This is a genomic window from Klebsiella sp. JN_Kp126 (genome assembly GCF_033843325.1).
Classification (GTDB): Bacteria; Pseudomonadota; Gammaproteobacteria; order Enterobacterales; family Enterobacteriaceae; genus Klebsiella; species Klebsiella michiganensis.
In genome coordinates, this window is record NZ_JAWXQV010000045.1 from 89,579 (window position 1) to 115,989 (window position 26,411).

Consider the following 26,411-nt stretch of genomic DNA (forward strand, 5'->3'; position numbering starts at 1 on the left):
CCTTTTACGCCTGCGGATCCGCGGTCAGATATTGATGACGGATATTGCGATTAATTAAAGCCCAGGCGAATAAGGTTTAGCGGGCAATATAACCCCTGATGTCCGTCTATTTCCACACAGTCCGCCCGGCGGAGCTGCTCCGCGGTTTTACCCTCGGCGTGGATGGCTTTGATGACGCCCGTCGCGCCGCTGTCGGCCACCATAACCATGCTGCCGGTAGCGATAGCGTTACGGTTACGATCGTAGGTGTTCATATTTTTTCCTCCTGGTGAATATTTTGACGGGAATTAAAAACGGCATTTAAATACACCTTTGTGAAATAGCGTTTTTTGAGTCTCGTCAAAATATCGTTTTATTGTGCCGGGAGGACGGATGAGTGAGCGGAGAGTCAGCGGTAGCGGACAGGCCGCTACCGCGTTGGCGGCCAGCGAAAACAGTTAGCGCAGCGAGCCCAGGGCGGCAATTAATCCCTGCACGCCTTTTTCCAGCTTTTCACGTGGGCAGCCGGCATTCAGGCGGACAAAACCCTTACCCTCATCGCCGTAGGTGTCCCCTGGCATAATGGCGACCTTCTGTTCCTCAATAAGTGCTTTTTGCAGGGCGCGATCGTCCACCGCCAGCGGGCGCAGGTCAATCCACGCCAGGTAAGTCGCCTGCGGCGGCTGCCAGTTTAGCTCGGGAAACGCCTGATTCAGTTCGCGCGCGATGTAGCGCATATTCTCCTGCAGATAGCCGCGCAGGGCATCCAGCCAGGCGGCGCCCTCGCGATAGGCGGCGATATGCGCCACCAGCGCCGGTACGGAAGGGGAAGAGAGGCCATCGCGGGCCTTAAGCGCGTGCAGATAGCTTTCGCGCGCCGCGGGATCGTCAATCAGCCCGTATGCGCCGGTAAACGCCGGAATGTTGAAGCTTTTCGATCCGGAGGTGAACAGCGCCCAGGGGCTGCGCGCCACCTCGCACCACGGGGTGTGCTGATGTTCGTCCCACACCATGTCCATGTGGATCTCGTCGCTAATTACCTTTACGCCGTGCTTCTCGCACAGCCGCGCCATGGTTTCCAGCTCTTCGCGGGTCCATACCTTGCCGGTGGGGTTATGCGGACTGCACAGCAGCAGCACGGTATTACGCGGCTGAGCCAGTACCCGTTCCAACTGCGCCATATCGCAGCGCCACTGATGGTTGTCGAGGGAGAGGGGAACCGCCGCGACGCGCCGCTGGTTGCCTTCAATGGTTTTATAAAAGGCATCGTAGGCCGGAGTGTGTACCACAATACCGTCACCCGTTGCCGACCACTGACGAATCATCTCCGCCACCATATAGATAACCGACGGCCCGTAAACAATTGCTTCGCGGTCGATTGGGCTATGAAAACGGCTGGCGAACCAGTGGCTCACCGCGCCGAGGAATTCATCGTTTTTCCAGCGGCTGTAGCCAAAAACGCCGTGCGCCAGGCGTTTGCTGACGGCATCGATGATGCAGGGGGCGGTGGCGAAATCCATGTCGGAGATCGTAAAGGGCAGCAGGTCGGCCGCGCCAAAACGGTCGGCGACGTAATCCCACTGGGTGCACCAGGTGCCGTGACGGTCGACCGGCGTTGAAAAATCAAACATCTGCACTTCCTTCATCATGTCCCCCTCCTGTTCGGAGGGGGCGGAGCCTATGCTTCGACGGTATTCATCAGGACAGCCATTTCATCTTTTACCGACTGCACCTGCGGGCCAATCACCACCTGCAGGTTGTGCTGGTTAAGCTGCACCACGCCGATGGCGCGATTCGCTTTCAGCGCGGCGCTGTCGACTTTGCTCATGTCGTTAACCGACAGACGCAGGCGGGTGATGCAGTTATCGAGCGAAACGATATTTTCCGCGCCGCCGAGCGCCGCCAGAATCGCCGGAACGTTATAGCCTGATTTTCCGGTCACGCCGGTGACGGCCTTTTCGAAAGCGCTATTGGTTTCAATATCGCGTCCCGGGGTTTTCAGGTTAAAACGGGTGATAGCGAAACGGAAGATACCGTAGTAAACCGCAAACCAGATGGCCGCGACCACCGGTACCAGATACCACTTGGTTGACAGACCGTGCAGAATGCCGAACACCACAAAGTCGATAACGTTGCCGTCGGTGTTGCCGATAGTCACGCCCAGAATGGCCATCATGGTAAAGCCCAGTCCGGTGAGGAGCGCGTGGATAACGTACAGCACCGGGGCGACGAACAGGAATAAAAATTCCAGCGGCTCGGTCGTGCCGCCTACCACGCAGGCGATAACGCCGGAAATCAGCAGCCCCTTAATTTTATGGCGGTTTTCCGGGCGAGCGCAGTGGTACATCGCCAGCGCCGCTCCCGGCAGGCCGCCGAGGAAGGCCGGCATTTTGCCTTGCGAGAGGAAACGGGTCGCGCTTTCGGAGAAACCGTGGGTGGTTGGGCAACTGAGCTGGGCCTGGAAAATCGTCAGCGCGCCGCTGACGCTATGGCCGCAAACGTCCATGGTTCCGCCCGCCTCGGTAAAGCGGATCAGCGCCACCAGAATATGGTGCAGGCCGAAAGGCAGCAGCAGGCGCTCTCCGGTACCGAAAATCATCGGTCCGAAATCTCCCGCGCTATTGATGACGTGACCGAGGGCATTAATCCCCATGGCGAAGACGGGCCAGATCAGCGGAATGACCAGACCGACCAGGCCGAGAACCACGGTGGTGATAATCGGTACAAAGCGGGTGCCGCCAAAAAAGGCCAGCGCGTCGGGCAGGCGGATATTGTGAAAACGCTCATGCAGCACCCAGACGATGATCCCGGCGATCACCGCGCCGAGGATCCCGGTGTCGATCGATTGAATGCCGATAATATTCTGGATGTTGTTCGCTTTGAGGACGGCGGCATCGGTGGTCGGCAGAATGCCTTTGGCCGTCAGCCAGAAGTTAACCGCCAGATTCATCACGGCATAGCCGACAAAACCGGCAAATGCGGCGACGCCTTTGTTTTCCCGGGCCAGTCCTAGCGGAATAGCGATACAGAACATCACCGGCAGAAAGCTGAAGGCGAAGGAGCCGACTTTGCCCATCCAGATGAATACGGCCTGCAGCAGCGGCACGTCCAGCCACGGCAGGAGCGTCAGGACATCATGGCTGCTCAGAGAGCTGCCGATCCCCAGCATGATCCCGCAAAAGGAGAGCAACGCCACGGGTAACATGAAGGTTTTCCCTAACTGCTGGAAAAACTCCCACAGGGTAATTTTGGTTGCTGTTTTCGCCGTCATAACACGAATCCTGGTTCTTTAAGTTATCGGTAGGATGTAACGCCACGGAAAGATAAAACGTTTTACCAAATTTTAGTGCGATAAAAATCACATATTCCGGCGATAATAACGTTTATAAAGAGAGTATCTTGATAAAACGTTTTATCGACAGCCAAAGGGAGTCGGCCTGCAGTTATGGCTATCGCGAAAAAAATCACCATTAATGATGTCGCCCAGGCGGCGGGCGTGTCGGTCAGTACGGTATCGCTGGTGCTGAGCGGCAAGGGGCGTATTTCGTCGGCCACCGGCGAGCGCGTCAATCATGCCATTGAACAGCTGGGCTTCGTGCGCAACCGCCAGGCGGCGTCGCTGCGCGGCGGCCAGAGCGGCGTTATTGGCCTGATCGTCAGCGACTTATCGAAGCCTTTCTACGCGGAGATGACCGCCGGATTGACCGACGCGCTTGAGTCGCAGGGCAGAATGGTGTTTCTCACCCAGGGGGGGCACAGCGGTGAAAAAATGCTCCAGCGTTTTGATACCCTGGTGGCGCAAGGGGTCGACGGCGTGGTGATTGCCGGGGCGATCGACCAGGGAGCGGAGCTGCGCGATCGCGCGGCGCAAGCTGGAATGCCGCTGGTGTTTGCTTCCCGCGCCAGCTATCTCGACGATGTCGACCTGATCCGCCCGGATAATATGCAGGCGGCGCAGATTGTCACCGAGCACCTGATCCGCCGCGGCCATCAGCGCATTGCCTGGCTGGGAGGGCAGAGCTCGTCCCTGACGCGCGCCGAACGGGTAGGCGGCTACTGCGCCACCCTGCTGAAGTATGGCCTGCCGTTTCATAGCGAGTGGGTGCTGGAGTGCGAGTCGAGCCAGAAGCAGGCGGCAGAGGCGATGGCGGCGCTGCTGCGGCAAAACCCAACGATTAGCGCGGTGCTGTGCTACAACAGCGTGATTGCCACCGGGGCGTGGTTTGGGCTGATGCGCGCCGGGCGCCAGAGCGGCGAAGCTGGCGTCGAAAGCTATTTTGAACAGCGGGTCGCGCTGGCGGCCTTTGCGGAGTTACCCGAGGAGGCGCTGGACGATCTGCCGCTGACCTGGGTGACGACGCCCGCCCGGGAGCTGGGACAAAGCCTCGCGGAGTGTATTTTACGGCGTATGGAAGAGGGACAGGGCGCGGCGAGAAACCAGATTATTTCTCCCCGACTGATTACCCGAAAATAGCCCCTGGGCAGGGGCTATTTGCCGTTTATTGCTGCGGCGCGGCGGGTGGCACCACGTCTTGCGGCGCGTCATCTTGCGGCTGAGTTTCCTGCGGCGCTGCGGGTTCAGAGACGGCGGGAAGCGCTAAACCGAACATTCCGGCAAACTCATCCAGCGGCATTTTCTGTCCGTTCAGCGTAACCTGGCCGTCAGCGTACTGCAGGCTTGAGGTGATGGCGTTATCTTCCATGGTGGTGATGCGGAACATCTGCCCCATCGCCGCCAGGCCTTTCACCTGCTGATCCGCAAGCTTAGCGGCGTCGGCGGGCTGATAGCCTTCCAGCCCGGCAATCTGGGTCATAAACGCCGTCGCCATATCCACCGGGATCACCAGCTTGCCGTCGAGCGATTTAACGCTACGATCCACTTCATCCGCCAGCGTCTGCGGCGGCGTGGTGGTCAGCGACGGGTCTTTGAGCAGAATCGAAAGATTCAGGGTGGTTTCCCCCTTCGCATTGCGCCAGCTCAGCGGCGAAATGGTCAGAGACGGGCTGCCTTTCAGCATCATCGGCAGCGCGCTAAAGAAGGTCTGCGTCAGCGCCTGCTGATAGAGCTCAGGATTCTGCGCCAGCTGCGGATCCGCCATCAGCGCCTGCGCTTCAGCGTTGTATTTTTGGCTGAACTGATGGAAGGCTTCGCCATCAATATTGTCCAGCTTCAGCGTCAGCCGGCCGCTACCGATATCCTGATTTTGCAGCTTGAGGCTATTGACCGTGTAGTCCAGCTGGCTGTTAATACCTTTACCGTCGGCAGTCAGCGACGAATTGCCGTCAATTTTCATCCCTTCGAACAGCGCCAGCTCTTTGCCTTCAACGCCAATCGCCAGCTTGTCCAGCGAGATAGCCTGTTTACCGATACGCTCGTTGAAGCTGGCCATTTCGGTAGAGCCGTCGGTTTTCAGGTTATTAAAGGTGAGCTGAACTTTCTGGTTGTACTCGTTAACCGCGTTAATCTGCCCGCTACCGGCTTCGCCGCTCAGGCTGAGGGTTTTCCCTTCGCGGTCAGCGTCCAGCTGGAACTGTCCGCCGCTGAAGGTCACCTTCTCATCGCCTTTCGCGTAATCAAGCGGGTTGAGCACAATAGCGGATGTGTTGTCGCCGCTATAAGCGATACGGGTATCAATGGTGAACGGCGTTTCGCCTTTAGCGATGTCGAACAGCGCCTTGCTGGCGTCGTTATTGGTCAGGGTGGTTTTGACGGACGCCATCGCCGGGGCGAGGTTAAAGGATTTGAGCGAGGCCAGCGGGAAAGGGCCGTGATCGACGACTTCATCAAACACCAGCGACTGTCCGGCGGCAAGCCAGCGGGGCGCTTTGCCGGCAGCAGGCTTCAGCACCAGCTGTAAATGGCTGCGGAACAGTCCGCGCTGATAGCCCTGATACGTCAGCTCCACGCCAGCCTGCGGCGCGCTGCTTTGCAGCTGAGCATTAGCCTGCTGCACCATGTCGGCAATGCGGCTTTCCAGCTGCTTCCCCGTATACCACGCGCCGCCCGTCCAGACGACGCCCAGCGCAATGATAACTCCTGCTGCGACCAGCGATTTTTTCATAGCATTTGTCCATAAATGAAACCAGGCGGATCGGGCCGCCTGGTTGTGTTGTCATGATGGGTGAAAGTCTAGCAACTGTGGCTAAAAAGTTCAGTAACTTACTGGAGCTTATTAAACACGCGCGCCACGCGGCCGCGGCCGCTAACCTGCACCGGTGATTCATTACAGCCGATAAACGCGGATTCACCCGGCTTCAGCGTCAGGCGCTGTTCGCCTTTGGCAATCGTCGCCTCACCCTCGACGCAGAACAGGATCGCCGCGCTCTGCTGGGCGATGGTTGACGCCTGCGCTGACAGGTCGTGCAGCGAGAAGGCAAAATCGTCAACCGGGATGGGGAAGTCCAGCTCCGCGCCGTGAATTACCGGCTGGGTCAGCAGTTGGCCCGCGGGTTTTGGCTCAAATTTGACGTTCGCCACCAGTTCCGGAATATCGATATATTTCGGCGTCAGGCCCGCGCGAAGCACGTTGTCAGAGTTGGCCATCACTTCCAGCGCCACGCCCTGCAGGTAGGCGTGCGGGGTTTCCGCAAACAGGAACATCGCCTCGCCGGGATTCAGTTTGACCACGTTGAGCAGCAGCGGAGAGAAGAGGCCGCTATCGTCCGGGTAGAACTCGGCGATCAGGCGGATAGTCTGCCAGGGCTCACCCTGTTCGCTGTCCAGCGCCGCCTGCAGCGCCCGTAAGGCGTGCGCTTTTTCATCGCCTTTCATGTTCAGCAGGCTGGCGAACAGCTGGCTCAGATGCCCGGCGTCAGGCTGCGCAAGGAACTGGGCAATCGCCGGATGCGCATCGGCAACCGGCTGCAGCAGGGTGACGATTTCGGCAAACTCGCGGAAGGCGTTCATGGCGAGGAACGGCGTTAAGGCGAAAACCAGCTCCGGCTTGTGGTTCGGATCTTTATAGTTACGTTCGGCGGCATCAAGCGGGATCCCGGCAGCGTTCTCTTTGGCAAAACCGATTTCCGAGGCCTGCTTGTTGGGGTGGACCTGGATAGAGAGCGGCTGCGCGGCGCACAGGACTTTGAACAGGAACGGCAGTTCGCCAAAACGCTCGGCGACTTTCGCGCCAAGCAGGGTTGCTTTATCGCTTTCGATCGCGTCGCGCAGAGAGCGCGGCGTCCCGCTATTATCCACAATCTGCGAGCTGCTTTTGGGATGGGCGCCCATCCACAGCTCCGCCATCGGCAGGTTGTCCGGGTTAGCAATCCCATAAAGTTCGGTTAAGGCGGTATGGCTTCCCCAGGCGTAGTTTTGCACTGAGTTAATGAGCTTTTGCATTCTCAATCCCTGTTTCCACTTAATAGTCATGGCACTATTAAACCAGCAATCGACCGATAAGCAACCGGCGCGAAGAAAAAGTCGTCCTTGTCTCAGTTTTTGTTAAAAAATTGTGTAAAATCGATCGACTCGCTTTTCCACGGGCAAATGGAGTGTCTGCCTGAAATATAATCAGCTAAGCAGTAAGTGAGAGCACAATGTCGAATAAACCGTTTGTATATCAGGATCCTTTTCCACTGAAAAAGGACGATACCGAGTACTACCTCCTCAGCAGTGATTACGTCTCCGTCGCCGAATTCGCCGGCCAGGAAGTTCTGAAAGTTGAACCTCAGGCGCTAACTTTACTGGCACAACACGCTTTCCACGACGCCTCCTTTATGCTTCGCCCGGCGCACCAGCAGCAGGTGGCCGATATTCTCAACGACCCGGAAGCCAGCGAAAACGATAAGTACGTGGCGCTGCAGTTTCTGCGCAACTCGGATATCGCCGCCAAAGGCGTGCTGCCGACCTGCCAGGATACCGGTACCGCGATTATTACCGGCAAAAAAGGCCAGCGCGTGTGGACCGGCGGCGGCGATGAAGCCGCGCTGGCGCAGGGCGTTTATAACACCTATATCCAGGATAACCTGCGCTATTCGCAGAACGCGCCGCTGGATATGTATAAAGAGGTCAACACCGGCACTAACCTGCCTGCGCAGATCGATCTTTACGCCACCGACGGCGAGGAGTACAAATTCCTCTGCATCGCCAAAGGCGGCGGCTCGGCGAATAAAACCTACCTGTACCAGGAAACCAAAGCGTTAATTACCCCGGCGAAGCTGAAAAACTATCTCGTCGAAAAGATGCGCACTCTGGGAACCGCCGCCTGCCCGCCGTACCATATTGCTTTCGTCATTGGCGGCACCTCGGCGGAGTCCACCCTGAAAACCGTTAAGCTGGCCTCAACCAAGTACTACGACGGCCTGCCGACCGAAGGCAACGAACATGGTCAGGCCTTCCGCGATATTCAGCTGGAACAGGAACTGCTGGTGGAGGCGCAAAACCTCGGTCTCGGCGCGCAGTTCGGCGGCAAATACTTCGCCCACGATATTCGCGTCGTGCGCCTGCCGCGCCACGGCGCCTCCTGCCCGGTGGGCATGGGCGTCTCCTGCTCGGCGGATCGCAATATCAAAGCCAAGATCAACCGCCAGGGGATCTGGATTGAGAAACTGGAGAGCAATCCGGGCAAATATATTCCCGAGCATCTTCGTCAGGCCGGCGAGGGCGAGGCGGTCAAGGTCAACCTCAACCAGCCGATGAGCGATATTCTGGCGCTGCTGTCGCAGTACCCGGTGTCGACCCGCCTGTCGCTGAGCGGGACGATTATCGTGGCCCGCGATATCGCCCACGCGAAGCTGAAAGAGCTCATCGACAGCGGTGAGGCGTTGCCGCAGTACGTCAAAGACCACCCGATCTACTACGCGGGCCCGGCGAAAACGCCGGACGGCTACGCGTCCGGCTCCCTTGGCCCGACTACCGCTGGCCGCATGGACTCCTACGTCGACCTGCTGCAGGCGCACGGGGCGAGTAAAATCATGTTAGCCAAAGGCAACCGCAGCCAGCAGGTGACCGACGCCTGTCATAAACACGGCGGTTTCTACCTCGGCAGCATCGGCGGCCCGGCGGCGGTACTGGCGCAGCAGAGTATCCGCAGCCTCGAGTGCGTGGCGTACCCGGAGCTGGGGATGGAAGCCATCTGGAAAATTGAAGTCGAAGACTTCCCGGCGTTTATCCTCGTGGATGACAAAGGCAACGACTTCTTCCAGCAAATCCAGAGCTCGCAGTGCGCCCGCTGCGTGAAATGATTTCAGCCGCCCTTCGGGGCGGTTTTTTTATGCCGCTTAGCGGCACGAACCACCAAAACAACTTATAAATCTGACCCATACTTTACCCTTTGAGCAGGTGAGCTTTGTCGCTATTACGCACGTTGAATCCAAGGAGAAAGTCATGACAACGTATCGCAGTGAAAAAGACTCAATGGGCGCTATCGATGTGCCTGCCGACAAGCTATGGGGCGCGCAAACCCAGCGCTCGCTGGAACATTTTCGTATTTCGACGGAAAAAATGCCGGCCGAGCTTATTTATGCGCTGGCGCTGACCAAGCGCGCAGCGGCGAAGGTGAATAACGATCTCGGCCTTCTGGCCGCGGAGAAAGCGCAAGCGATTATTCAGGCCGCGGACGAAGTGCTGGCAGGCAAACATCCGGACGAGTTTCCGCTGGCTATCTGGCAAACCGGCTCCGGCACGCAAAGCAACATGAATATGAATGAGGTACTGGCCAATCGCGCGAGTGAACTGCTGGGCGGGGCGCGCGGGATGGAGCGTAAGATTCACCCCAATGATGATGTCAACAAGAGCCAGAGCTCTAACGACGTGTTCCCGACGGCGATGCACGTGGCGGCGATGATTGCCCTGCGGGAGAAGCTGATCCCGCAGCTCAACGTGCTGAAGCAGACCCTGAACAATAAAGCCGTTGCCTTCAGCGATATTGTCAAAATCGGCCGCACCCATCTGCAGGATGCGACGCCGCTGACCCTCGGTCAGGAGATCTCCGGCTGGGTAGCCATGCTGGAGCACAATTTAAAACATCTCGACCATAGCCTGCCGCATCTGGCCGAGCTGGCGCTGGGCGGGACGGCGGTGGGAACCGGGCTCAATACCCATCCGGAATATGCGGTACGCGTCGCCGCCGAGCTGGCGGCCTTAAGCGGCCAGCCGTTTGTCACCGCGCCGAACAAGTTTGAAGCGCTGGCGACCGTTGATGCGCTGGTGCACGCGCACGGGGCGCTGAAAGGGCTGGCCGCTTCGTTGATGAAAATTGCCAACGATGTGCGCTGGCTAGCCTCCGGCCCGCGCTGTGGGATTGGCGAAATTGCGATCCCGGAAAATGAACCGGGTTCGTCGATTATGCCTGGCAAGGTGAACCCGACCCAGTGCGAAGCCCTGACCATGCTGTGCTGTCAGGTGATGGGCAACGATGTCGCGGTGAATATCGGCGGCGCATCGGGCAACTTTGAGCTCAACGTCTATCGCCCGATGGTGATCCACAACTTCCTGCAATCGGTGCGGCTGCTGGCTGACGGGATGGCGAGCTTTAACGAGCACTGCGCGGAAGGCATTGAGCCGAACCGTGAACGCATCAGCCAGTTGCTGAATGAGTCGCTGATGCTGGTAACCGCGCTGAATACCCATATCGGCTATGACAAAGCGGCGGAAATTGCCAAAAAGGCACATAAAGAGGGGTTAACCCTGAAAGCGTCGGCGCTGGCGCTCGGCTACCTGACGGAAGCCGAGTTTGACCGCTGGGTGCGCCCGGAAGAGATGGTGGGCAGTATGTCTACTCGCTAGCCAGCCACAGGTGCAGCCGCGGAATCAGTAGCCTGAGCGACTGCGCCTGCGGTTTGTAGCGATACTGCACGTTATCGGCGTCATAGTTCAGGAGTTCACCGAGGTCCGGCACGCTGACGCCCTTCGTGCCGGATATCAGCGCAATCATCGGTCCCGGACAGGCGTATTGCACCTGTTTTTGTTCCCCGCTGTACCAGACCCTGGCGATGGGCTGCACCTTCACCGGCCGCTTTATTTTCAGCTTTGCCCGCTGCGGCAGGGCGGCAATATCCTGATACTCTCGCTCCAGCTTGCTTTGCCACTGCTCGCGGGTCCACGGCGGAACCGCCCGGGGCGACTGAAGGCTTTTTTCCAGCTGCATGAGTACCCGATCGCGGGTGAGATTTTTAATTACGTGCTTATTGGCCCAGCCGAAGCGGATGGTGCTCGGATCGAGGAGGGGAGTTAGCGTGCGATAGGCGCTCAGCGTAATCAGTCCCGGCAGGTGGCGATGGACCCACTCAAACCGCGCGGCGGCAGGCAGCCCGGAATCCACGGTGATAATCTTCTCGAAGCGCGCTTTGAGGGTGTTGATATGGGTGATTTTGTCTAAGAGTTCAGCCTGTTCGCGGGCGTCAGTTTGCAGACAAATCGCGCCGGGTAAACGCACGGCGGCTTTGCTGCTGCGGGTTTCCGACTGCTGCTGGATAAACAGATGACTATAGTGCCTGAGCGCCATCTCCAGCGCGGTTTTGCCGGTGTGCTGAACCACGTTGATGCTCTCCAGCGGCTGGTGTTCTGCGTCTTTACTCACCGGCGGCAGCTCAAAGACGCGGGCGGCCAGCAGGCGGCACTGGCTCAGGGCGTGTTTTAGCGCCTGTAGTTCATGCTCGAGCTGGCGAAAGGTGTCGTTCAGACGTTCAACAAGGTCATAGCTGGCCATATTCCCCACCTTAGTTACAACATACTTAGAGATTTTTTAACTATAGCAGGCCTCAGCTTTTGCGCAAAGGCGTATCAGGCGGAGGTAAAATCCGGCAACTGATGATAGACCGGCCAGCTAAAGCAAAAACAGGCCCCGCCCAGCGAACTCGCTTCGCAATGCACTTCCCCGGCCATTGCCTGGGCGATGCTGTGGACGATAGCTAAACCGAGGCCACAGCCGCCGGTCGCGCGATCGCGGCTCGGGTCGAGGCGTACGAAAGGCTCGAACACTCGCTCACGTTCATCAGGCGCAATTCCGGGGCCATCATCTTCGACCCGCAGCGTCGCGCGCGAAGCCTGCAGCGTCAGGCTGATCTGAATACGCTGGTTACTGTAGCGCAGGGCATTGTTCACCAGATTATCCAGCACCCGTTCCATTAAGCGCATATCCAGCGCGCCGTAACTCCCGGCCACGACGTCGGTTAGCGCAATCTCGCGCTGGGGATTAACCGTCTGTATATCTTCCACGTGATCGCGGATCCACGCCGGGAAATTGGGGGTCGTCAGCTTCAGTTCGTTCTGCGGGCGGTCAAGCCGCGCGTAGGTCAGAAGTTCTTCAATCAGCGCCTCCAGCTGGCCGATATCGCGGTTCAACGCCTGCGATTCGGCTTCGGTGAGGTTCTCGCTCATTTCCAGGCGATAGCGCAGGCGCACCAGCGGGGTCCGCAGCTCATGGGCGATGCCATCGATCAGCTGTTTTTTGCTGGCGATAAGCGCGTTGATGTTATCGGCCATCTGATTAAACGCCACCCCCAGCCGCGCGAAGCTGGACATGCTGTCGAAATGAATGCGTTCAGTAAGATGTCCGTCGCCGAAGCGCTGGGCGGCGGTCTCAATACGCAGCATCTCCTGCCAGTGAGGGCGCATCCAGATAAAGACCGGAAAGGCCAGCGAGATGGCGATAAAAGCCATCAGGGCCAGATCGAGCAGGCGCATCTCATGCAAAAAATAGAGATACGGCACCGGACCGACGGAGAGCACGTAGTGGCTGCGCGGGATCCGCTGGATAAAGGTGTACTGATCGTCGAGGGCGACGATATCCCCGGCGCGCAGATGCTGCATCGAGTTTTCCGAGAGCTTGAATTTGCTGATGGGCTCGATATGCAGATCGAAAGAGAGATTGAGGTCCAGCTCTTTGAGCGTTTTGCTCCAGTCGCGCGGCGGGATCTCCCGCAGCTCGCTGCGCATCAGATACAGCGAACTTTTCATCAGATCGTCCAGCGACTGACGCCCTGCGCGTTCGGCGGTGAATTTGTACACCAGGCCCACCATCATGGTCATGACCAGGAAGCAGACGAACAGCAGGAGGTAAAACTGCACAAACAGCTTTTTCATTAAATCTCACTCAAAATCAAAAGGTTAAATTCCTGCTTTTACCTGCAGGGGCACTGCGGGGGCATTTATCCAGGCGCAATCTACGTGAAAAAGCCTTGTTGCGTTTTATGCCCATTTGATTTGCTATGAAAGCAGGGTTCGCTGCGGCTGACAACATCCGGCACGCATAAGTATGATGGTGTGGGTTGAAGCCAAATCAGAGAAGAATGTAATGTACCTCGGTCGGCGCCGATGTGCGAAGCGTTCTCTGTTTTAATCCGTTTTATTCCACCCTCATCCCGGTAGGCTGAACAGGTGTACTTAAAGGAGAATAGAAGCATGCATCTTGAACGACACAGCATTGAACGCGTCGGATGGTTGAGGGCTGCTGTACTCGGGGCTAACGATGGTATTGTTTCGACAGCGAGCCTTGTTCTTGGCGTTGCTTCTGCTAATACGGGCTCTTCCGGGGTTTTACTTGCGGGCATTGCCGGGTTGGTCGCGGGGGCGATGTCGATGGCAGCGGGGGAATATGTTTCCGTCTCATCTCAGGCCGACACGGAAAACGCGGCTCTCGCTCAGGAAAAGAGGGAACTGGAAACAGATTATCAGGGAGAAGTACGCGAGCTGACTTTACTTTATGTGCAACGCGGACTCGAGCCAGAGCTTGCCCAAAAGGTTGCCGAACAACTCATGGTGAAAGATGCTCTGGACACGCATGCCCGCGAGGAGCTGGGACTGACGGATACCAATTCTGCGCGCCCCCTGCAGGCTGCCGTTTTCTCGGCGCTGAGTTTTTCCGCTGGCGCAACGTTGCCTTTAGTCGTTGCATGGCTTTCTCCAGCAACGCTGGTTTTTCTCTTTGTTATTCTCTCCTCCCTTTTTTCACTGGCTGCTCTTGGCTATATATCTTCAATTGTCAGCAGAGCCTCTCCTGTCAGGGCTATCGGCAGAATTACTTTCTGGAGCACCCTGGCGATGTTTTCGTCGATGGGAATAGGTCATCTTGCCGGGCAGGTATTGTTTTAATAGATGGCTTAACTCGCAGAAAAGAGAAATATCTGGCGTGTGGTGGGCTGAAAAATGAGTGATTTGTATCGCGTGCGCGGGACTTATTCCTAACCCATTGTCATTTTTTCAGGCGCACTTCCGGCGCGGAGCGAACATTCACTCGCGCACAGGCAGCGGTCAGGGAGGCAAAAGATTTAAATCTTTAGTGCGGCAAGGATGGCGGCCTCCATTTTCTCCGGGGTGGTGAACGGCGCGAAACGCGTGAGAGGGGTGCCGTCGCGACCGATCAAGAACTTCGTGAAGTTCCATTTGATCCGCCCGCCCAGTACGCCGGGTAACTCATCTTTCAGGTAACGAAACAGCGGGTGCGCGCCGGCGCCGTTGACCTCCACTTTCTCGAACATCGGGAAGCTTACACCGTAATTGATCCGACAGGTCTGCTCGATGTCATCGACGCCGCCGGGCTCCTGCTTACCAAACTGGTTGCAGGGGAAACCAAGCACTATCAGCCCATGGGCAGCGTATTTCGCGTAGAGCGCTTCCAGCCCTGCATATTGTGGCGTGAAGCCACAGTGGCTGGCGGTATTGACTACCAGAACGAGCTTGCCAGCATAGTCAGCCATTGAGATGGGCTGGCCGTGCAGGCTGGTGGCAGTCAATTGGTAAAAGGTAGTCATATCGTGTTCCTCAGTGCAGCGCCCGTTGCGCGTCTTTATCGCTGGATTGGTTCATATACTGAAAGAACATTGAAAAGAGTCGTTCGTCTCAGGATTGCTTTCCCAGGTCTGCCTTTCTGGCGCGATACCATGCGGCAAAATCAACGGAGACCATCGGCCGGGCATAAAAATATCCCTGAACCTCATCGCAGCCCAGGCTGCGTAAAATCTCAACCGTTTCGAGATCCTCGACGCCTTCGGCAAGGACGACGTAATCGAGCTGCTTGAGGAGCCTGATAACGTTGTGCACAATAATGCGGCTGGCTTTCTCATGGACTATATGCCTCACAATAGACCGGTCGAGTTTGATGATGTCCAGCGGGATTTGCCGCAGGTAATTAATGTTGCTGTATCCCGATCCAAAGTCATCCAGAGAAATTTTAAACCCGCGTTTTTTGAGCATGTCCAGTCCGTTCAGCGCGGCCGGACTTTCAAGCATCTTCTCAGTCTCCAGACACTCCACCCCCAGCAGGGCTGGGTCAAGACACGCCTCCCGCAGTTTCTGCTCAAGCTCCTCAGCGAAATCGGGTCGAGAAAAATCGCTGGCGGCGAGATTAATTGAGACGGGAAGAGAAAGCCCCCGATCCCGCCAGTCACTCAGCTGCGCGATAGTATGATCGATAACCCAGGCCGAGAGTTCGCGCATCAGGCTAGTCTTTTCGACCAGCGGAATAAATTCACCTGGCAGCACTTCGCCATTGATAGGATGCTTCCATCTTATCAAGGCTTCAGCGCCCGTCACGTCTCCCGTCGTCAGCGAAATTTTTGGCTGAAAGACCAGATATAACCCCTGGTTTCCCTGCAGCGTTTGCCTGAGTTCGGTGAGCAGGCTGAAATCTCGCTTCTTGCGGATGTCCAGTGCGTCATTATAGGTCGTAAAACGGTGCTCCTGGCTTATCGCTTCATGCAGTGCGCTCACCGCGCGCCGCAGAATTTCATTTGGCGTCAGGGAGCTATCGCAAATACCGGAGTCACCCATGTGAATATTCAAATCCAGGGGAACGTCCGGGCCGATCCTGGCCTGGGTTCCCTGAAGCCGTAGTGCTATACCCTCCAGTGACAGCGCCATGGGTTCCGGGGTGAAAAAGGCAAAGCGTCCCACCGCCACGGCGTAAAGTTTGCTCGCCATGGGCAGGCGCGCCTGCAGCGCGACGGTCATGTCACGAAGCAAATTCTCTACCGCCAGCATCCCCAATGAGCGGGCCATCTCGTAGGCAAATGGCATATCAATGCAGTCAATAATGACCAGCCTGAAAGTACCCTCCGCCGACACCTCAATGTCCTTGAGCAGGCGCTGCCGATTGGGTAAAAGCGTGACGACGTCGATATACCCCACTGAGTGCCAGGAGGCTAAGAAATCCGATATCAGCTCGGCCAGCGCCTTAAAAATAGCGATCTGCTCATCTGAAAGTACCCTGGGTTGCGTATCTAAGATACTCAAGGTACCCACGGTCACTCCGTCGCGGGTTTTCAGCGGGCATCCTGCATAAAAGCGAATGAATGGCGCTTCTCTGACCGCCCGATCGCGATGAAAGATCGGGTGCTGATGCGTATCAGGACAAAGGAAAGTCTCACCCTGTTTCAGGGTCTGTTCGCAAAATGCTCCGCCCAGGCTGGTGTCCGTGGGGGCGATATTCTGAGCGGATTTGATGTACTGCTTTTCATCGTCAAGGATTGACACAAAACTCATTGGCATTTTTAGCAACTGGCAGACCAGATGAGTGTATTTTTTTAACGCTTCGTCTCGCCCTTCGTCCGCGTTTTTTAACAGGTCAATCGCCGCGCGTCTTTTGCTTTCATCGCTGCTGAGATCGTTCAACATATAGATGCTCCCGTGCAGTAGATATTGCGGTCATCCCAACCCACTGAAGGTGTGAATCTCTATACTCACGACGGGTGTCGATACTGGCCAGGCGCCAGCGCTATCACTCCACAGTAGAATGTTTTCCGTTGATTGTCTGCAAAGAGTATCACCCGCCCGGCAAGTCGTGAGGCGGGCCGCGCGGTGAAGCGCGGGTTTTGCGTGGGAAAAGCAATTTCACCCCCTGTTTTAAAATAATTAACAGGAGGTTGAATTGGCTCTGACGGCTAACTCCGCACAAACAGCTATTCCATCGCCACATGCCTGAATTAGTTGTCCCAGGCGTGCGGGGCGAACAGGTAACCTTTATTGCGTACCGTTTTGATACGATATGGCTCAGTCGCATTATCGAGAAGCTTTTTACGCAGCCGCGAGATGGCGACATCGACGCTGCGGTCCATACCATCGTAGCTGACGCCGCGCAGATTTTTTAATAACGCGTCCCGATCCATAATTTGTCCAGCATGGGTCGCTAACTCCCACAGGAGATCGAAATCCGCAGTGGATAAGGCGACGCTTTCGCCGCCGAGCATCACCTGTCTATTCACCGGGTCGATACTCAGGGAGCCAAAAGCGATCGCTTTATGCGGGGTGAGCGAGGAGGGGACGCTGCCGTCCGGCACGGCGATATGCTGGCGCAAATGCAGGCGCAGGCGAGCTAACAGCACCGCGGGCGGCGTGGTTTTCAGGATATAATCGCTGGCGCCCATTTCGAGTGAGAGAATATGGTTCATATCGCTGTCCAGTGAAGTGAGCAATACGATTGGCCCCTGCCACTGGCCGCGTAAATCGCGGCACAGCGTCATACCGTCTTTACCCGGCAGCATGATATCCAGCAGCACCAGGTCCGGCTTTTCGCGCGCGATAACCTCTTCCGCCCGATCGCCGCGCGGTTCTACCACCACGTCCATATCGTGTTTGCCAAGGTAGGCCGCAATCAGTGCGCCGACCTCAGCATCATCCTCAACGAAAACAATTTTATTCATATTGTGTATGCTTGCACTCATCTTTTAATCGCTTGAATCTCTTTACCTGCATCGCGGCTGAGGTGGCGCATTCAGTATCTGAAGTCAGGTGCCTATTCATTCGCTACCGCCATTGTAAACCATCCGGACATTAATATGAGCTATATATTAGCCATGAAATTCGCTATGATTCCCGGAGCTGCGGTTCAGGACTATTTTTTGCGGAGCCAGACAATGATTCAGATACGAGCAGAAGCATTGCGCATTAAGGGAACAGGGTGCGGCACAATGTGGGCACGGGCTGTCAGGACAGCGCGTGCCCACATAGAAAATAAGTACCGGTACGCTAGCGCGAATGATGGGGAAGCCTTATTGCGGCCTCTTTTGCCTGGCGCCGTAGGGGCACAAGGCGAACTTGCAGAGGCTTCTTCGATTGCAGATGAGCAGCATAGGGTTCTGATTACCGGGGCATTCAATATTCTTTGAAAATGTTGACCATAAATTTTCCGTATAGGGGAATGCATGAATAACCTGTAAATCGCCGGGCACACCATTAATGAAAACTTCATTTTGTGTGATGTTAATAACCGAACCAATGCTCAAAAAATAATCCCCACTATACCAAATAATTAATTTCAGATTTTTGGCACTTGCCGCAACTGAAAAACCTGTTCCTGTTACAGGACATACAAGGCTATTTTCAATATTCCACTGCATGCTTGACGCTCTCCGGTAATTTACGAGCATTTTCGCGTTGATGAATATATTTTGATTAAGTTCATGGCCATTTTTACTTTGCGTGAAGCAGGTCCGAACATGGAGATTCCTTTAACTGGTTCTTATGCTGATTAATATAAAATAATAACAATTAGATGAGTGTCTAATACTAGTAATGATAATAGCAACAAGTAAAAGATTCGAAAAACTGGCATGAGCTGAACTAAATGGCTGCATTGAGGGTTGTGAACAGAATAAAATTCTGTTCTGGATATCAGGAACAGATCGAAAGATTGTGAAATCATATAATTACGATCATATCTACTACCGCGCCTGTTATTAACGGCAAAGTATGCTTCCTTATGAAATCGGTTTTATATTGATGTAAATCAAAATAATTGGTTTTATTTAGCCATTTTATTAAAAAATGGCTATGTGCGCTTATTCAGGATTTGCGCAAAAAGAATAATTTCAAAATAACCTCTTATGATAAAAATCAACCATATCAATTAACCACTTTTACTCTATTTTGCCAGTATTGATTTGAATCATTTAGTGCAAAACAATAGCTGCACTGAAACGGTGCGGTTATTGAGCTGGGTATTTTGTAAATGCCCGTCAGTCAAACGCTCGAGGCTTAAAATCTGTGTAAATACGCGAGGAAGAGACGCGCCGAAAATAGGCTAATTTGATTTGTATCTAAAAATACGAAAAATAATATGTTATACGTATAACTCAACAATCAGAAAAAACATTCTCTTTTTGATTTAATGAATGTATTTAGCCGAAGAGTTTTTAAGGCAGCAAAAACGGCTCTCGAATAACGCGCTCCACTTGCCAGGGATATCATCCATGCGAACGGTTATCGCCAGGAGCGGATATTCGGCATAGGGGGGGCGGCAGTGATGAGACCGCTAAAAAATAGGTCTTTTGCTTCTACACGGTATCGGCCGCTCTTGCGCGTTTATAATTGTCGGCGCTTCCGTTATGCTGCGGGGTCTTGTTGTTTAAATGTTAAGGCTAAAGGAATGGGGTTGTTGATAAAAGCGCTGCTCGGCGCGCTGGTCGTTGTCCTGATTGGCGTGCTGTCTAAAACGAAGAACTACTATATCGCCGGGTTGATTCCGCTCTTTCCGACTTTCGCCCTGATCGCGAACTATATCGTTGCCAGCGAGCGGGGGATCGAAGCGCTGAGAACCACCATCGTATTCGGGATGTGGTCGATCATTCCGTACTTTATCTATTTGCTCTCGCTATGGTATTTCACCGGCGTTATGCGCCTGCCGTTCGCTCTGGCAGGCGCAGTGGGGTGCTGGAGCCTCTGCGCGTGGCTGTTAATTATCGGCTGGAGCCGTTTCCACTAGCGCAGATGGCGGCCGCCGTCGACGGCAAATGAGCGACCGGTCACGTAGCGGCTGCTGAACAGGTATTCGATCAGGTCGCTAATCTCTTTTTCACCTGGCGCGATTTTCATCAGCGATTTATCAAGCGCCTGCTTGCGGTATTCCGCGTCATCGCCTTCGTTAAATAAAATCAGCGAAGGGGCGATAGCATTGACCTTAATTTCCGGCGCCAGCTTGCGGGCGAACGAGCGGCTCATATTATCCAGCGCCGCTTTGCTGGCGGCGTAGGCAATGTGTTTGTCGCTGCCGCGCTCCACAACGTAGTCGGTGATATGGATAATGTCGCTGGCCGCATGGCCGTGGCCGCGCAGCAGGCTCTCCAGGGCATGGTTGAGCAAGTAGGGGGCGTTGACGTGAATTTGCATCATGCTGGCGAGCACCGTGGTTAACGGCACCCCGGGCTTTTCCGCCATCCAGCCGCTGGCGTTATGGATGATGGCGCGCAGACCGCTGCCGGCGTGCGCCTTCACCTCTTCGGCGAACGCCAGAATGCTATCGTCAGTGCTGAAATCCGCGTGCAGACAAACGGCGCCCGCTTCACGTAGCGCGTCGATGGCGGGATACCAGGTGCGGTAGCTGATAATAACGGGCTGCTGCCGGGCCAGAAAATGGCGGGCCAGGGCGAGGCCGATACGACGGCCCCCACCGGTAATCAGGATTGGACGAGGCTGGATGTCAGCCATGGGTATCTCCTTTGAGTTCAGCGGCAGGGTAACCGCTTACCCTACCAACATCCACGTTGCCGGTACGGCGGCAACCAGCAAAAAACCAATTAATGCCAGGTCACGGCGTTTGAGCGGGCGATCGTGCTGGTGTGTACGACGGGCATACAGGAAAACCAGAAGACCCGGAGCGTAAAGTATCACTGACAACAATAAATGCACAGGGCCGGACGCATATAATAACCATAAGCCATAAATACAGGCACCGACACCGACGGCCTTGTGTAGCGGGCGCTCAGCAATCTTCAGCAAAAATGCGCCGACGAGAAAGTAGGGCACCAGGATCATCTCAGAGGCGATGGTCAGCAGCGTGTTGTAATCTGAGCCGGTAAGCCAAATCAATACCAGCGAAGCCTGTACGCTGACGTTGGTGAGCCATAGCGAAGCCGACGGGGCATTGTTTTTATTGGTCCGGGCAAACAGGCGCGGGAAGGCTTTATGCGTTGCTGCCAGATAGGGCACCTCCGCCGCCATAATGGTCCAGCTCAGATACGCGCCGCAGACGGAAATAATCAGCCCGGCGGCAATAACAATCTCCCCCCATGAGCCCATCATGTTGACCATCAGCCCGGCCATTGAGGGGTTGCGTATTTCCGCCAGCTCGCTACGCGGCACGACACCTAACGAGAGAAGCGTCACCAGCAGATAGACCGCCAGCGCGGAGAGTACTGCCAGCAGCGTCGCGCGGCCAACATCCTGTTTATTACGCGCGCGTGCGGAAACAACCACCGCGCCTTCGACGCCGATAAAAACCCACAGGGTGATCAGCATGGTGTTTTTCACCTGCTCCCATACCGGTACGCCCAGCGCCAGGCCGCTGAAATCCAGGCGGAATGTCTCCATACGAAACGCGATGGCGGCCAGCGCGATAAACGCGCCGAGGGGCAGCAGTTTGGCCAGCGTCGCGGCCAGGTTGATACCCGCGGCCGTTTGTACACCGCGCAGCACCAGGAAATGGACAATCCACAGCAGGACGGAGGCGCCGACGATGGATTGCCAGGTGTTGCCGTCGCCAAACAGGCGCAGCTCGGGGGTATCGGTAAAGAAGCTTAGCGCAGAGAAGACGATAACCAGATAGGAGACATTGGCAACAACCGCGCACAGCCAGTAGCCCCAGGCGGAGCAGAAGCCTATCAACTCGCCAAAGCCTTCCCGGGCGTAGGTAAAAATACCGCCGTCGAGTTCGGGGCGAATGCGGGTGAGCAGCAGCATGGCAAAGGCGAGGAACAGGATCCCCACGCCGGTGATACCCCAGCCGATAAGCAGTGCGGAAGGGCTGGCGACGGCTGCCATATTTTGCGGCAGGCTGAATACGCCTGCACCCAGCATTGAGCTGAGAACCAGCGCGGTCAGGGCGCTAAGGCCCAGTTTCTTTTCCATTGCATTCCCGAGGTGACAATCATCAAACTAAGAATATTTATTTGGCGAAATCGCATAAAAATGGAGGATTGCGCTAAGGCGCGGGATTTTACGGAGTGTTTTGTATGCATGCAATGGCGAGAAATGAAAAAAAGAAAAAAGGCGGCAGATCGCCGCCTTTTTGTTCAGCTCAGACGCCGTTACTTATACAGGTCGGCGCTGATGGTGATGTTGCCACCGCGCTCCTGCCACTGGCGGGTAATATGGTAGTACTTCGCGCCTTTCTTCGCCGCGCGCTTAGCCGTCTGGTAGGAGATTTCCGTCATGTTACCGTAGTTACCGGTGAACTTGATGCTGTCGTATGGCACCATCTGCGCGGCGGTGATTTTGTTCACTTCCTCGACTTTGGTACCGTCCGGCAGAGTGACGGTGTAACGACCGCCTTTAGATGATTGCGTTTCAAAGAAGCGGCCTACGCCGGTGCCGGAACCGACCGCTGCGGTGGTCGCTACGCCCGGGATCTCCACTTTCTTCGCGGCTTCTCCGCCTTCGGCCAGCGCAGCGCGACCGGCTTCTGAATCTGCCGGGATAGCGTCAGGGCTTTGCAGAACGCGTTTTTTGGCATCGGCTTTGTAGATATAGGCGGTGATTCGCTGGTTGCCGCCCTGGTTGGCATCAACCTGGCGCACGATAAAGAAGGAGGCGGCGCCCTTGGCCTTAGCGGCTTTGGTGATGGCGTCGTTAACTTCCGGCTGGCTGCGGTAGAAGCCCTGTACGGTGACGGTATCAAACGGCTCCAGCTCGACGGCCTGGTCCTTCGGTAATTCCATTACGCCGTTAATCACACGATTTTTCGGCGCGTCGGCCTGCGGGGCATTTTCTTTATAAAAATCGGCCGTTACGCGCAGGTTGCCGCCGCTGCCAAAATCAGACGTGTCGACAACATAAAAGGATGCTGCGCCATCTTTGTCTGCTTTACGGGAAACGGCCTGCACCGCGTCGCCAATGGCGTTAAAACGGCCGGTAACCACTACGCGATCGTAGGGCTTCAGCGCTGCCGCCTGCTCCGGAGTCAGCTCGGTCGCTGCATGGGCAGACAACGCGGTTGTAGCCAGAAGAGCAGACGCCAGGAGTGAGTTCTTAAGCTTCATAAAAATAATCCTTTGCCTTGCGCAAACCATGTACTGGTATTGTTGTTGACTGAAAACATTTGATTATTGCATTTATCGTGAGTGACTGTCTGCGTCAATTTTCAGTTGTCGCCCTAAACGTATACTGCAGAAATATAACATTTTTCGATATGTTGAAAAAACAGCCGCTTGACCAGCAAAATCGATAATCGATATCACTTTCATAAGTTAACGTAATGTTAATGCGATGATCAAGACGGCGATAAATGGTGAATTAACCCCTCTGCCAAGCGGATTATCAGGCGCTGGCATAAAAATAAGGTAAATATTGCTGCCTGGCACGGTTAGCCGTGCGTTTTACCAATAAAATCAAAATTTCTTTTTTATTGCTGTAGATCACAATCGGTATTTTCAGTAGGTTATAAAAAGTTTGTTACTGTTTTATTTTTTCAGACATATGTTGGAAGGCACGTTCATCCGCCTTCGCGACGGTCGTTTGTAAGAAAAGTAAACCATCATCAAAAACCGATGGAAGGGAAAACTATGCGTATTGGTGTACCAAAAGAGAGACTAGCCCTGGAAACCCGGGCCGCCGCCACGCCGAAAACGGTGGAGCAGCTGCTGAAACTCGGGTTCAGCGTCGCGGTAGAAAGCGGAGCAGGTAAGCTGGCCAGTTTCGACGACGAGGCCTTCGTTCAGGCTGGAGCGGAGATCGTTAGCGGTGATGACGTCTGGCAGTCCGACGTCATTCTGAAAGTGAACGCGCCCGATGACGAAGAGATCCTGCTGCTTAATCCCGGCACGACGCTCATCAGCTTCATCTGGCCGGCGCAAAACCCGCAGCTGATGGAAAAACTGGCGGCGCGCAACATCAACGTGATGGCGATGGATTCAGTGCCGCGTATTTCGCGCGCTCAGTCGCTGGATGCGTTAAGTTCGATGGCTAACATCGCCGGCTATCGCGCAATCGTTGAAGCCGCCCACGAGTTTGGCCGCTTCTTCACCGGGCAGATCACCGCGGCAGGTAAGGTTCCTCCCGCGAAGGTGATGGTTATCGGAGCCGGGGTTGCCGGTCTGGCGGCCATCGGCGCGGCTAACAGCCTCGGCGCAATCGTCCGCGCGTTTGATACCCGTCCGGAAGTGAAAGAACAGGTGCAGAGTATGGGCGCCGAGTTCCTTGAGCTGGATTTTAAAGAGGAAGCGGGCAGCGGCGACGGCTATGCCAAAGTCATGTCTGAAGCCTTTATCAAAGCCGAGATGGCGCTCTTTGCCGCGCAGGCCAAAGATGTCGACATCATCGTTACCACCGCGCTGATTCCGGGTAAACCGGCGCCGAAGCTGATTACCCGCGAGATGGTTGACTCCATGAAGTCCGGCAGCGTGGTGGTTGACCTGGCGTCGCAAAACGGCGGCAACTGTGAATACACCGTGCCGGGCCAGGTGGTTACCACCGCCAACGGCGTGAAGATTATCGGTTATACCGATCTCCCTGGTCGTCTGCCGACGCAGTCCTCACAGCTGTATGGCACCAACCTGGTTAACCTGCTTAAGCTGCTGTGCAAAGAGAAAGACGGCAATGTCGTTATCGATTTTGATGATGTCGTTATCCGCGGCGTTACCGTGGTTCGCGAGGGTGAAATCACCTGGCCCGCTCCACCCATTCAGGTATCTGCTCAGCCGCAGGCGGCAGCGAAAAAGGTTGAAGCGCCAAAAGCAGAGGCGAAACCGAGCTCGCCGCTGCGCAAGTATGCGCTGATGGCGCTGGCGATTATTCTGTTTGGCTGGCTGGCAAGCGTGGCGCCGAAAGAGTTCCTCGGCCACTTTACCGTTTTCGCGCTCTCCTGCGTGGTCGGTTACTACGTCGTATGGAACGTCTCCCATGCGCTGCATACGCCGCTGATGTCGGTCACTAACGCGATTTCTGGCATTATCGTGGTAGGGGCATTGTTACAGATAGGCCACGGCGGCTGGGTCAGCTTCCTGAGCTTTATCGCGGTGCTGATCGCCAGCATTAATATTTTTGGTGGTTTCACCGTCACTCAGCGCATGCTGAAAATGTTCCGCAAAGGATAAGGGGTAACAAATGTCTGGTGGATTAGTTACAGCTGCATACATTGTTGCCGCGATTCTGTTTATTTTTAGCCTGGCGGGGCTTTCCAAACACGAAACCTCCCAGCAGGGGAACTACTACGGCATTGCCGGGATGGCGATTGCTCTGGTGGCGACCATTCTGGGGCCGGATAGCAGCAACGTCGCGTGGATCCTGCTGGCGATGGTTATCGGCGGCGCGATCGGTATTCGTCTGGCGAAGAAAGTTGAAATGACCGAGATGCCGGAGCTGGTGGCGATTCTGCACAGCTTCGTGGGCCTGGCGGCGGTACTGGTTGGCTTTAACAGCTATCTGCAGCATGAAACCGGTATGGAACAGATTCTGGTCAATATTCATTTGACCGAAGTGTTCCTCGGTATCTTCATCGGCGCGGTGACCTTTACGGGTTCCGTTGTGGCGTTTGGCAAGCTGTGCGGCAAGATGTCTTCTAAGCCGCTGATGCTGCCGAACCGTCATAAGCTAAACCTGGCGGCGCTGGTCGTTTCTTTCCTGCTGCTGATCGTTTTCGTGCGTACCGACAGCATCGGCATGCAGGTACTGTGCCTGCTGGTGATGACCGTGATTGCCCTGGCGTTTGGCTGGCACCTGGTGGCCTCCATCGGCGGCGCGGATATGCCGGTCGTGGTATCAATGCTGAACTCCTACTCCGGCTGGGCGGCAGCGGCGGCGGGCTTTATGCTCAGCAACGACCTGCTGATCGTAACCGGTGCGCTGGTAGGTTCTTCCGGTGCAATTCTGTCCTACATCATGTGTAAGGCGATGAACCGTTCGTTCTTCAGCGTGATTGCTGGCGGTTTTGGTTCTGACGGCACGGCGTCCACAGGTGATGAAGAAGTGGGCGAGCACCGTGAAATCAGCGCCGAAGAAACCGCTGAGATGCTGAAAGGTTCTCAGTCGGTCATCATCACCCCGGGCTACGGCATGGCGGTTGCGCAGGCCCAGTATCCGGTCGCGGAAATCACTGAAAGACTGCGCGCGCGCGGAATCAAAGTGCGTTTCGGTATTCATCCGGTTGCCGGGCGTCTGCCGGGCCATATGAACGTCCTGCTGGCGGAAGCTAAAGTCCCGTATGACATCGTGCTGGAAATGGATGAGATCAACGATGATTTCTCCGATACCGACACCGTACTGGTCATCGGCGCTAACGACACGGTGAACCCGGCCGCGCAGGACGATCCGGGCAGCCCGATCGCCGGTATGCCGGTGCTGGAAGTGTGGAAAGCGCAGAACGTCATTGTATTTAAACGTTCAATGAACACCGGCTACGCTGGCGTACAAAACCCGCTGTTCTTTAAAGAGAACACCCACATGCTGTTTGGCGATGCCAAAGCCAGCGTCGATGCGATTCTGAAAGCGTTGTAAGGCCTGGTCGTTTAAAACCAGTGCTTCTTAAGCCGTCTCTTCTGAGACGGCTTTTTTATATAGGCAACGAAGG

The 26,411-nt window shown here is 55.6% G+C and carries 21 protein-coding genes; 7 read left to right on the plus strand and 14 right to left on the minus strand.

Annotated features, from left to right (window positions below; all coding sequences use genetic code 11):
* Positions 1-50: 50 nt before the first annotated feature.
* The 3 genes from ydfZ to malX form a co-directional block, all read right to left on the minus strand.
* Positions 51-254 (minus strand): putative selenium delivery protein YdfZ, encoded by a 204-nt coding sequence (gene ydfZ / locus SIK97_RS05575; protein WP_004851411.1) that lies wholly within the window; start codon positions 252-254, stop codon positions 51-53.
* Between the two features lie 183 nt (positions 255-437).
* The gene (locus SIK97_RS05580) at positions 438-1,610 is read right to left on the minus strand and encodes a MalY/PatB family protein (RefSeq protein WP_032719254.1); all 1,173 of its coding nucleotides are present in this window, start codon (positions 1,608-1,610) and stop codon (positions 438-440) included.
* Positions 1,611-1,657: 47 nt separating this feature from the next.
* On the minus strand, positions 1,658-3,250 hold the full coding sequence (gene malX, locus SIK97_RS05585; protein ID WP_049103411.1) for a maltose/glucose-specific PTS transporter subunit IIBC: 1,593 nt from the start codon (positions 3,248-3,250) through the stop codon (positions 1,658-1,660).
* Between the two features lie 174 nt (positions 3,251-3,424).
* Between malX and SIK97_RS05590 the strand changes: the two genes are divergently transcribed.
* Positions 3,425-4,453, plus strand: coding sequence for a Mal regulon transcriptional regulator MalI (locus SIK97_RS05590; RefSeq protein WP_004851407.1), 1,029 nt, complete (start codon positions 3,425-3,427; stop codon positions 4,451-4,453).
* 25 nt (positions 4,454-4,478) lie between these two features.
* On the opposite strand, the gene SIK97_RS05595 is transcribed toward SIK97_RS05590, so the two are convergent.
* Both SIK97_RS05595 and manA read right to left on the minus strand, forming a co-directional pair.
* Positions 4,479-6,041, minus strand: a complete 1,563-nt coding sequence (locus SIK97_RS05595; RefSeq protein ID WP_014838654.1) for a YdgA family protein — start codon at positions 6,039-6,041, stop codon at positions 4,479-4,481.
* 98 nt (positions 6,042-6,139) lie between these two features.
* Positions 6,140-7,318 carry a mannose-6-phosphate isomerase gene (manA, locus tag SIK97_RS05600; RefSeq protein WP_014229579.1) on the minus strand — a complete coding sequence of 393 codons (1,179 nt, stop codon included), beginning with the start codon at positions 7,316-7,318 and terminating at the stop codon, positions 6,140-6,142.
* 197 nt (positions 7,319-7,515) lie between these two features.
* Here manA and fumA point away from each other — a divergent pair, with 197 nt between their 5' ends.
* On the plus strand, positions 7,516-9,162 hold the full coding sequence (gene fumA / locus SIK97_RS05605; RefSeq protein WP_014229578.1) for a class I fumarate hydratase FumA: 1,647 nt from the start codon (positions 7,516-7,518) through the stop codon (positions 9,160-9,162).
* 142 nt (positions 9,163-9,304) lie between these two features.
* On the plus strand, positions 9,305-10,705 hold the full coding sequence (gene fumC, locus SIK97_RS05610) for a class II fumarate hydratase (RefSeq protein WP_057173418.1): 1,401 nt from the start codon (positions 9,305-9,307) through the stop codon (positions 10,703-10,705).
* Here the strand turns inward: fumC and tus are convergent.
* The gene (gene tus / locus SIK97_RS05615; RefSeq protein WP_057173417.1) at positions 10,695-11,627 is read right to left on the minus strand and encodes a DNA replication terminus site-binding protein; all 933 of its coding nucleotides are present in this window, start codon (positions 11,625-11,627) and stop codon (positions 10,695-10,697) included. The genes fumC and tus overlap by 11 nt on opposite strands.
* A 74-nt stretch (positions 11,628-11,701) precedes the next feature.
* On the minus strand, positions 11,702-13,003 hold the full coding sequence (gene rstB / locus SIK97_RS05620; RefSeq protein WP_014229576.1) for a two-component system sensor histidine kinase RstB: 1,302 nt from the start codon (positions 13,001-13,003) through the stop codon (positions 11,702-11,704).
* A gap of 318 nt (positions 13,004-13,321) precedes the next feature.
* Between rstB and SIK97_RS05625 the strand changes: the two genes are divergently transcribed.
* Positions 13,322-14,011 carry a VIT family protein gene (locus tag SIK97_RS05625; protein ID WP_032748939.1) on the plus strand — a complete coding sequence of 230 codons (690 nt, stop codon included), beginning with the start codon at positions 13,322-13,324 and terminating at the stop codon, positions 14,009-14,011.
* Between the two features lie 176 nt (positions 14,012-14,187).
* Here SIK97_RS05625 and SIK97_RS05630 read toward each other — a convergent pair whose 3' ends face one another.
* From SIK97_RS05630 to iraM, 4 genes are all read right to left on the minus strand, one after another.
* A complete protein-coding gene (locus tag SIK97_RS05630; protein ID WP_057173416.1) occupies positions 14,188-14,670 on the minus strand; it encodes a glutathione peroxidase in 483 nt (160 codons plus the stop codon).
* 88 nt (positions 14,671-14,758) lie between these two features.
* On the minus strand, positions 14,759-16,531 hold the full coding sequence (locus tag SIK97_RS05635; protein ID WP_057173415.1) for an EAL domain-containing protein: 1,773 nt from the start codon (positions 16,529-16,531) through the stop codon (positions 14,759-14,761).
* Positions 16,532-16,839: 308 nt separating this feature from the next.
* A complete protein-coding gene (rstA, locus tag SIK97_RS05640) occupies positions 16,840-17,556 on the minus strand; it encodes a two-component system response regulator RstA (protein WP_004851385.1) in 717 nt (238 codons plus the stop codon).
* Positions 17,557-17,904: 348 nt separating this feature from the next.
* Positions 17,905-18,252 carry an anti-adapter protein IraM gene (gene iraM, locus SIK97_RS05645; protein WP_014229571.1) on the minus strand — a complete coding sequence of 116 codons (348 nt, stop codon included), beginning with the start codon at positions 18,250-18,252 and terminating at the stop codon, positions 17,905-17,907.
* A gap of 1,028 nt (positions 18,253-19,280) precedes the next feature.
* Here iraM and SIK97_RS05650 point away from each other — a divergent pair.
* A complete protein-coding gene (locus SIK97_RS05650; RefSeq protein ID WP_014229570.1) occupies positions 19,281-19,616 on the plus strand; it encodes a GlpM family protein in 336 nt (111 codons plus the stop codon).
* Here SIK97_RS05650 and folM read toward each other — a convergent pair.
* From folM to ydgH, 3 genes are all read right to left on the minus strand, one after another.
* Positions 19,613-20,338 carry a dihydromonapterin reductase gene (folM, locus tag SIK97_RS05655; RefSeq protein WP_014838648.1) on the minus strand — a complete coding sequence of 242 codons (726 nt, stop codon included), beginning with the start codon at positions 20,336-20,338 and terminating at the stop codon, positions 19,613-19,615. The two genes, SIK97_RS05650 and folM, sit on opposite strands and share 4 nt — an antisense overlap.
* 36 nt (positions 20,339-20,374) lie before the next feature.
* On the minus strand, positions 20,375-21,757 hold the full coding sequence (locus SIK97_RS05660; protein WP_014229568.1) for an amino acid permease: 1,383 nt from the start codon (positions 21,755-21,757) through the stop codon (positions 20,375-20,377).
* Between the two features lie 179 nt (positions 21,758-21,936).
* Positions 21,937-22,887: a DUF1471 family protein YdgH gene (ydgH, locus tag SIK97_RS05665; RefSeq protein WP_032748948.1), complete on the minus strand. Its 951-nt coding sequence runs from the start codon at positions 22,885-22,887 to the stop codon at positions 21,937-21,939.
* A 522-nt stretch (positions 22,888-23,409) separates the two neighbouring features.
* Here ydgH and pntA point away from each other — a divergent pair.
* Positions 23,410-24,939: a Re/Si-specific NAD(P)(+) transhydrogenase subunit alpha gene (gene pntA / locus SIK97_RS05675; RefSeq protein ID WP_004851372.1), complete on the plus strand. Its 1,530-nt coding sequence runs from the start codon at positions 23,410-23,412 to the stop codon at positions 24,937-24,939.
* A 10-nt stretch (positions 24,940-24,949) separates the two neighbouring features.
* On the plus strand, positions 24,950-26,338 hold the full coding sequence (gene pntB, locus SIK97_RS05680) for a Re/Si-specific NAD(P)(+) transhydrogenase subunit beta (RefSeq protein WP_014229565.1): 1,389 nt from the start codon (positions 24,950-24,952) through the stop codon (positions 26,336-26,338).
* Positions 26,339-26,411: the final 73 nt, after the last annotated feature.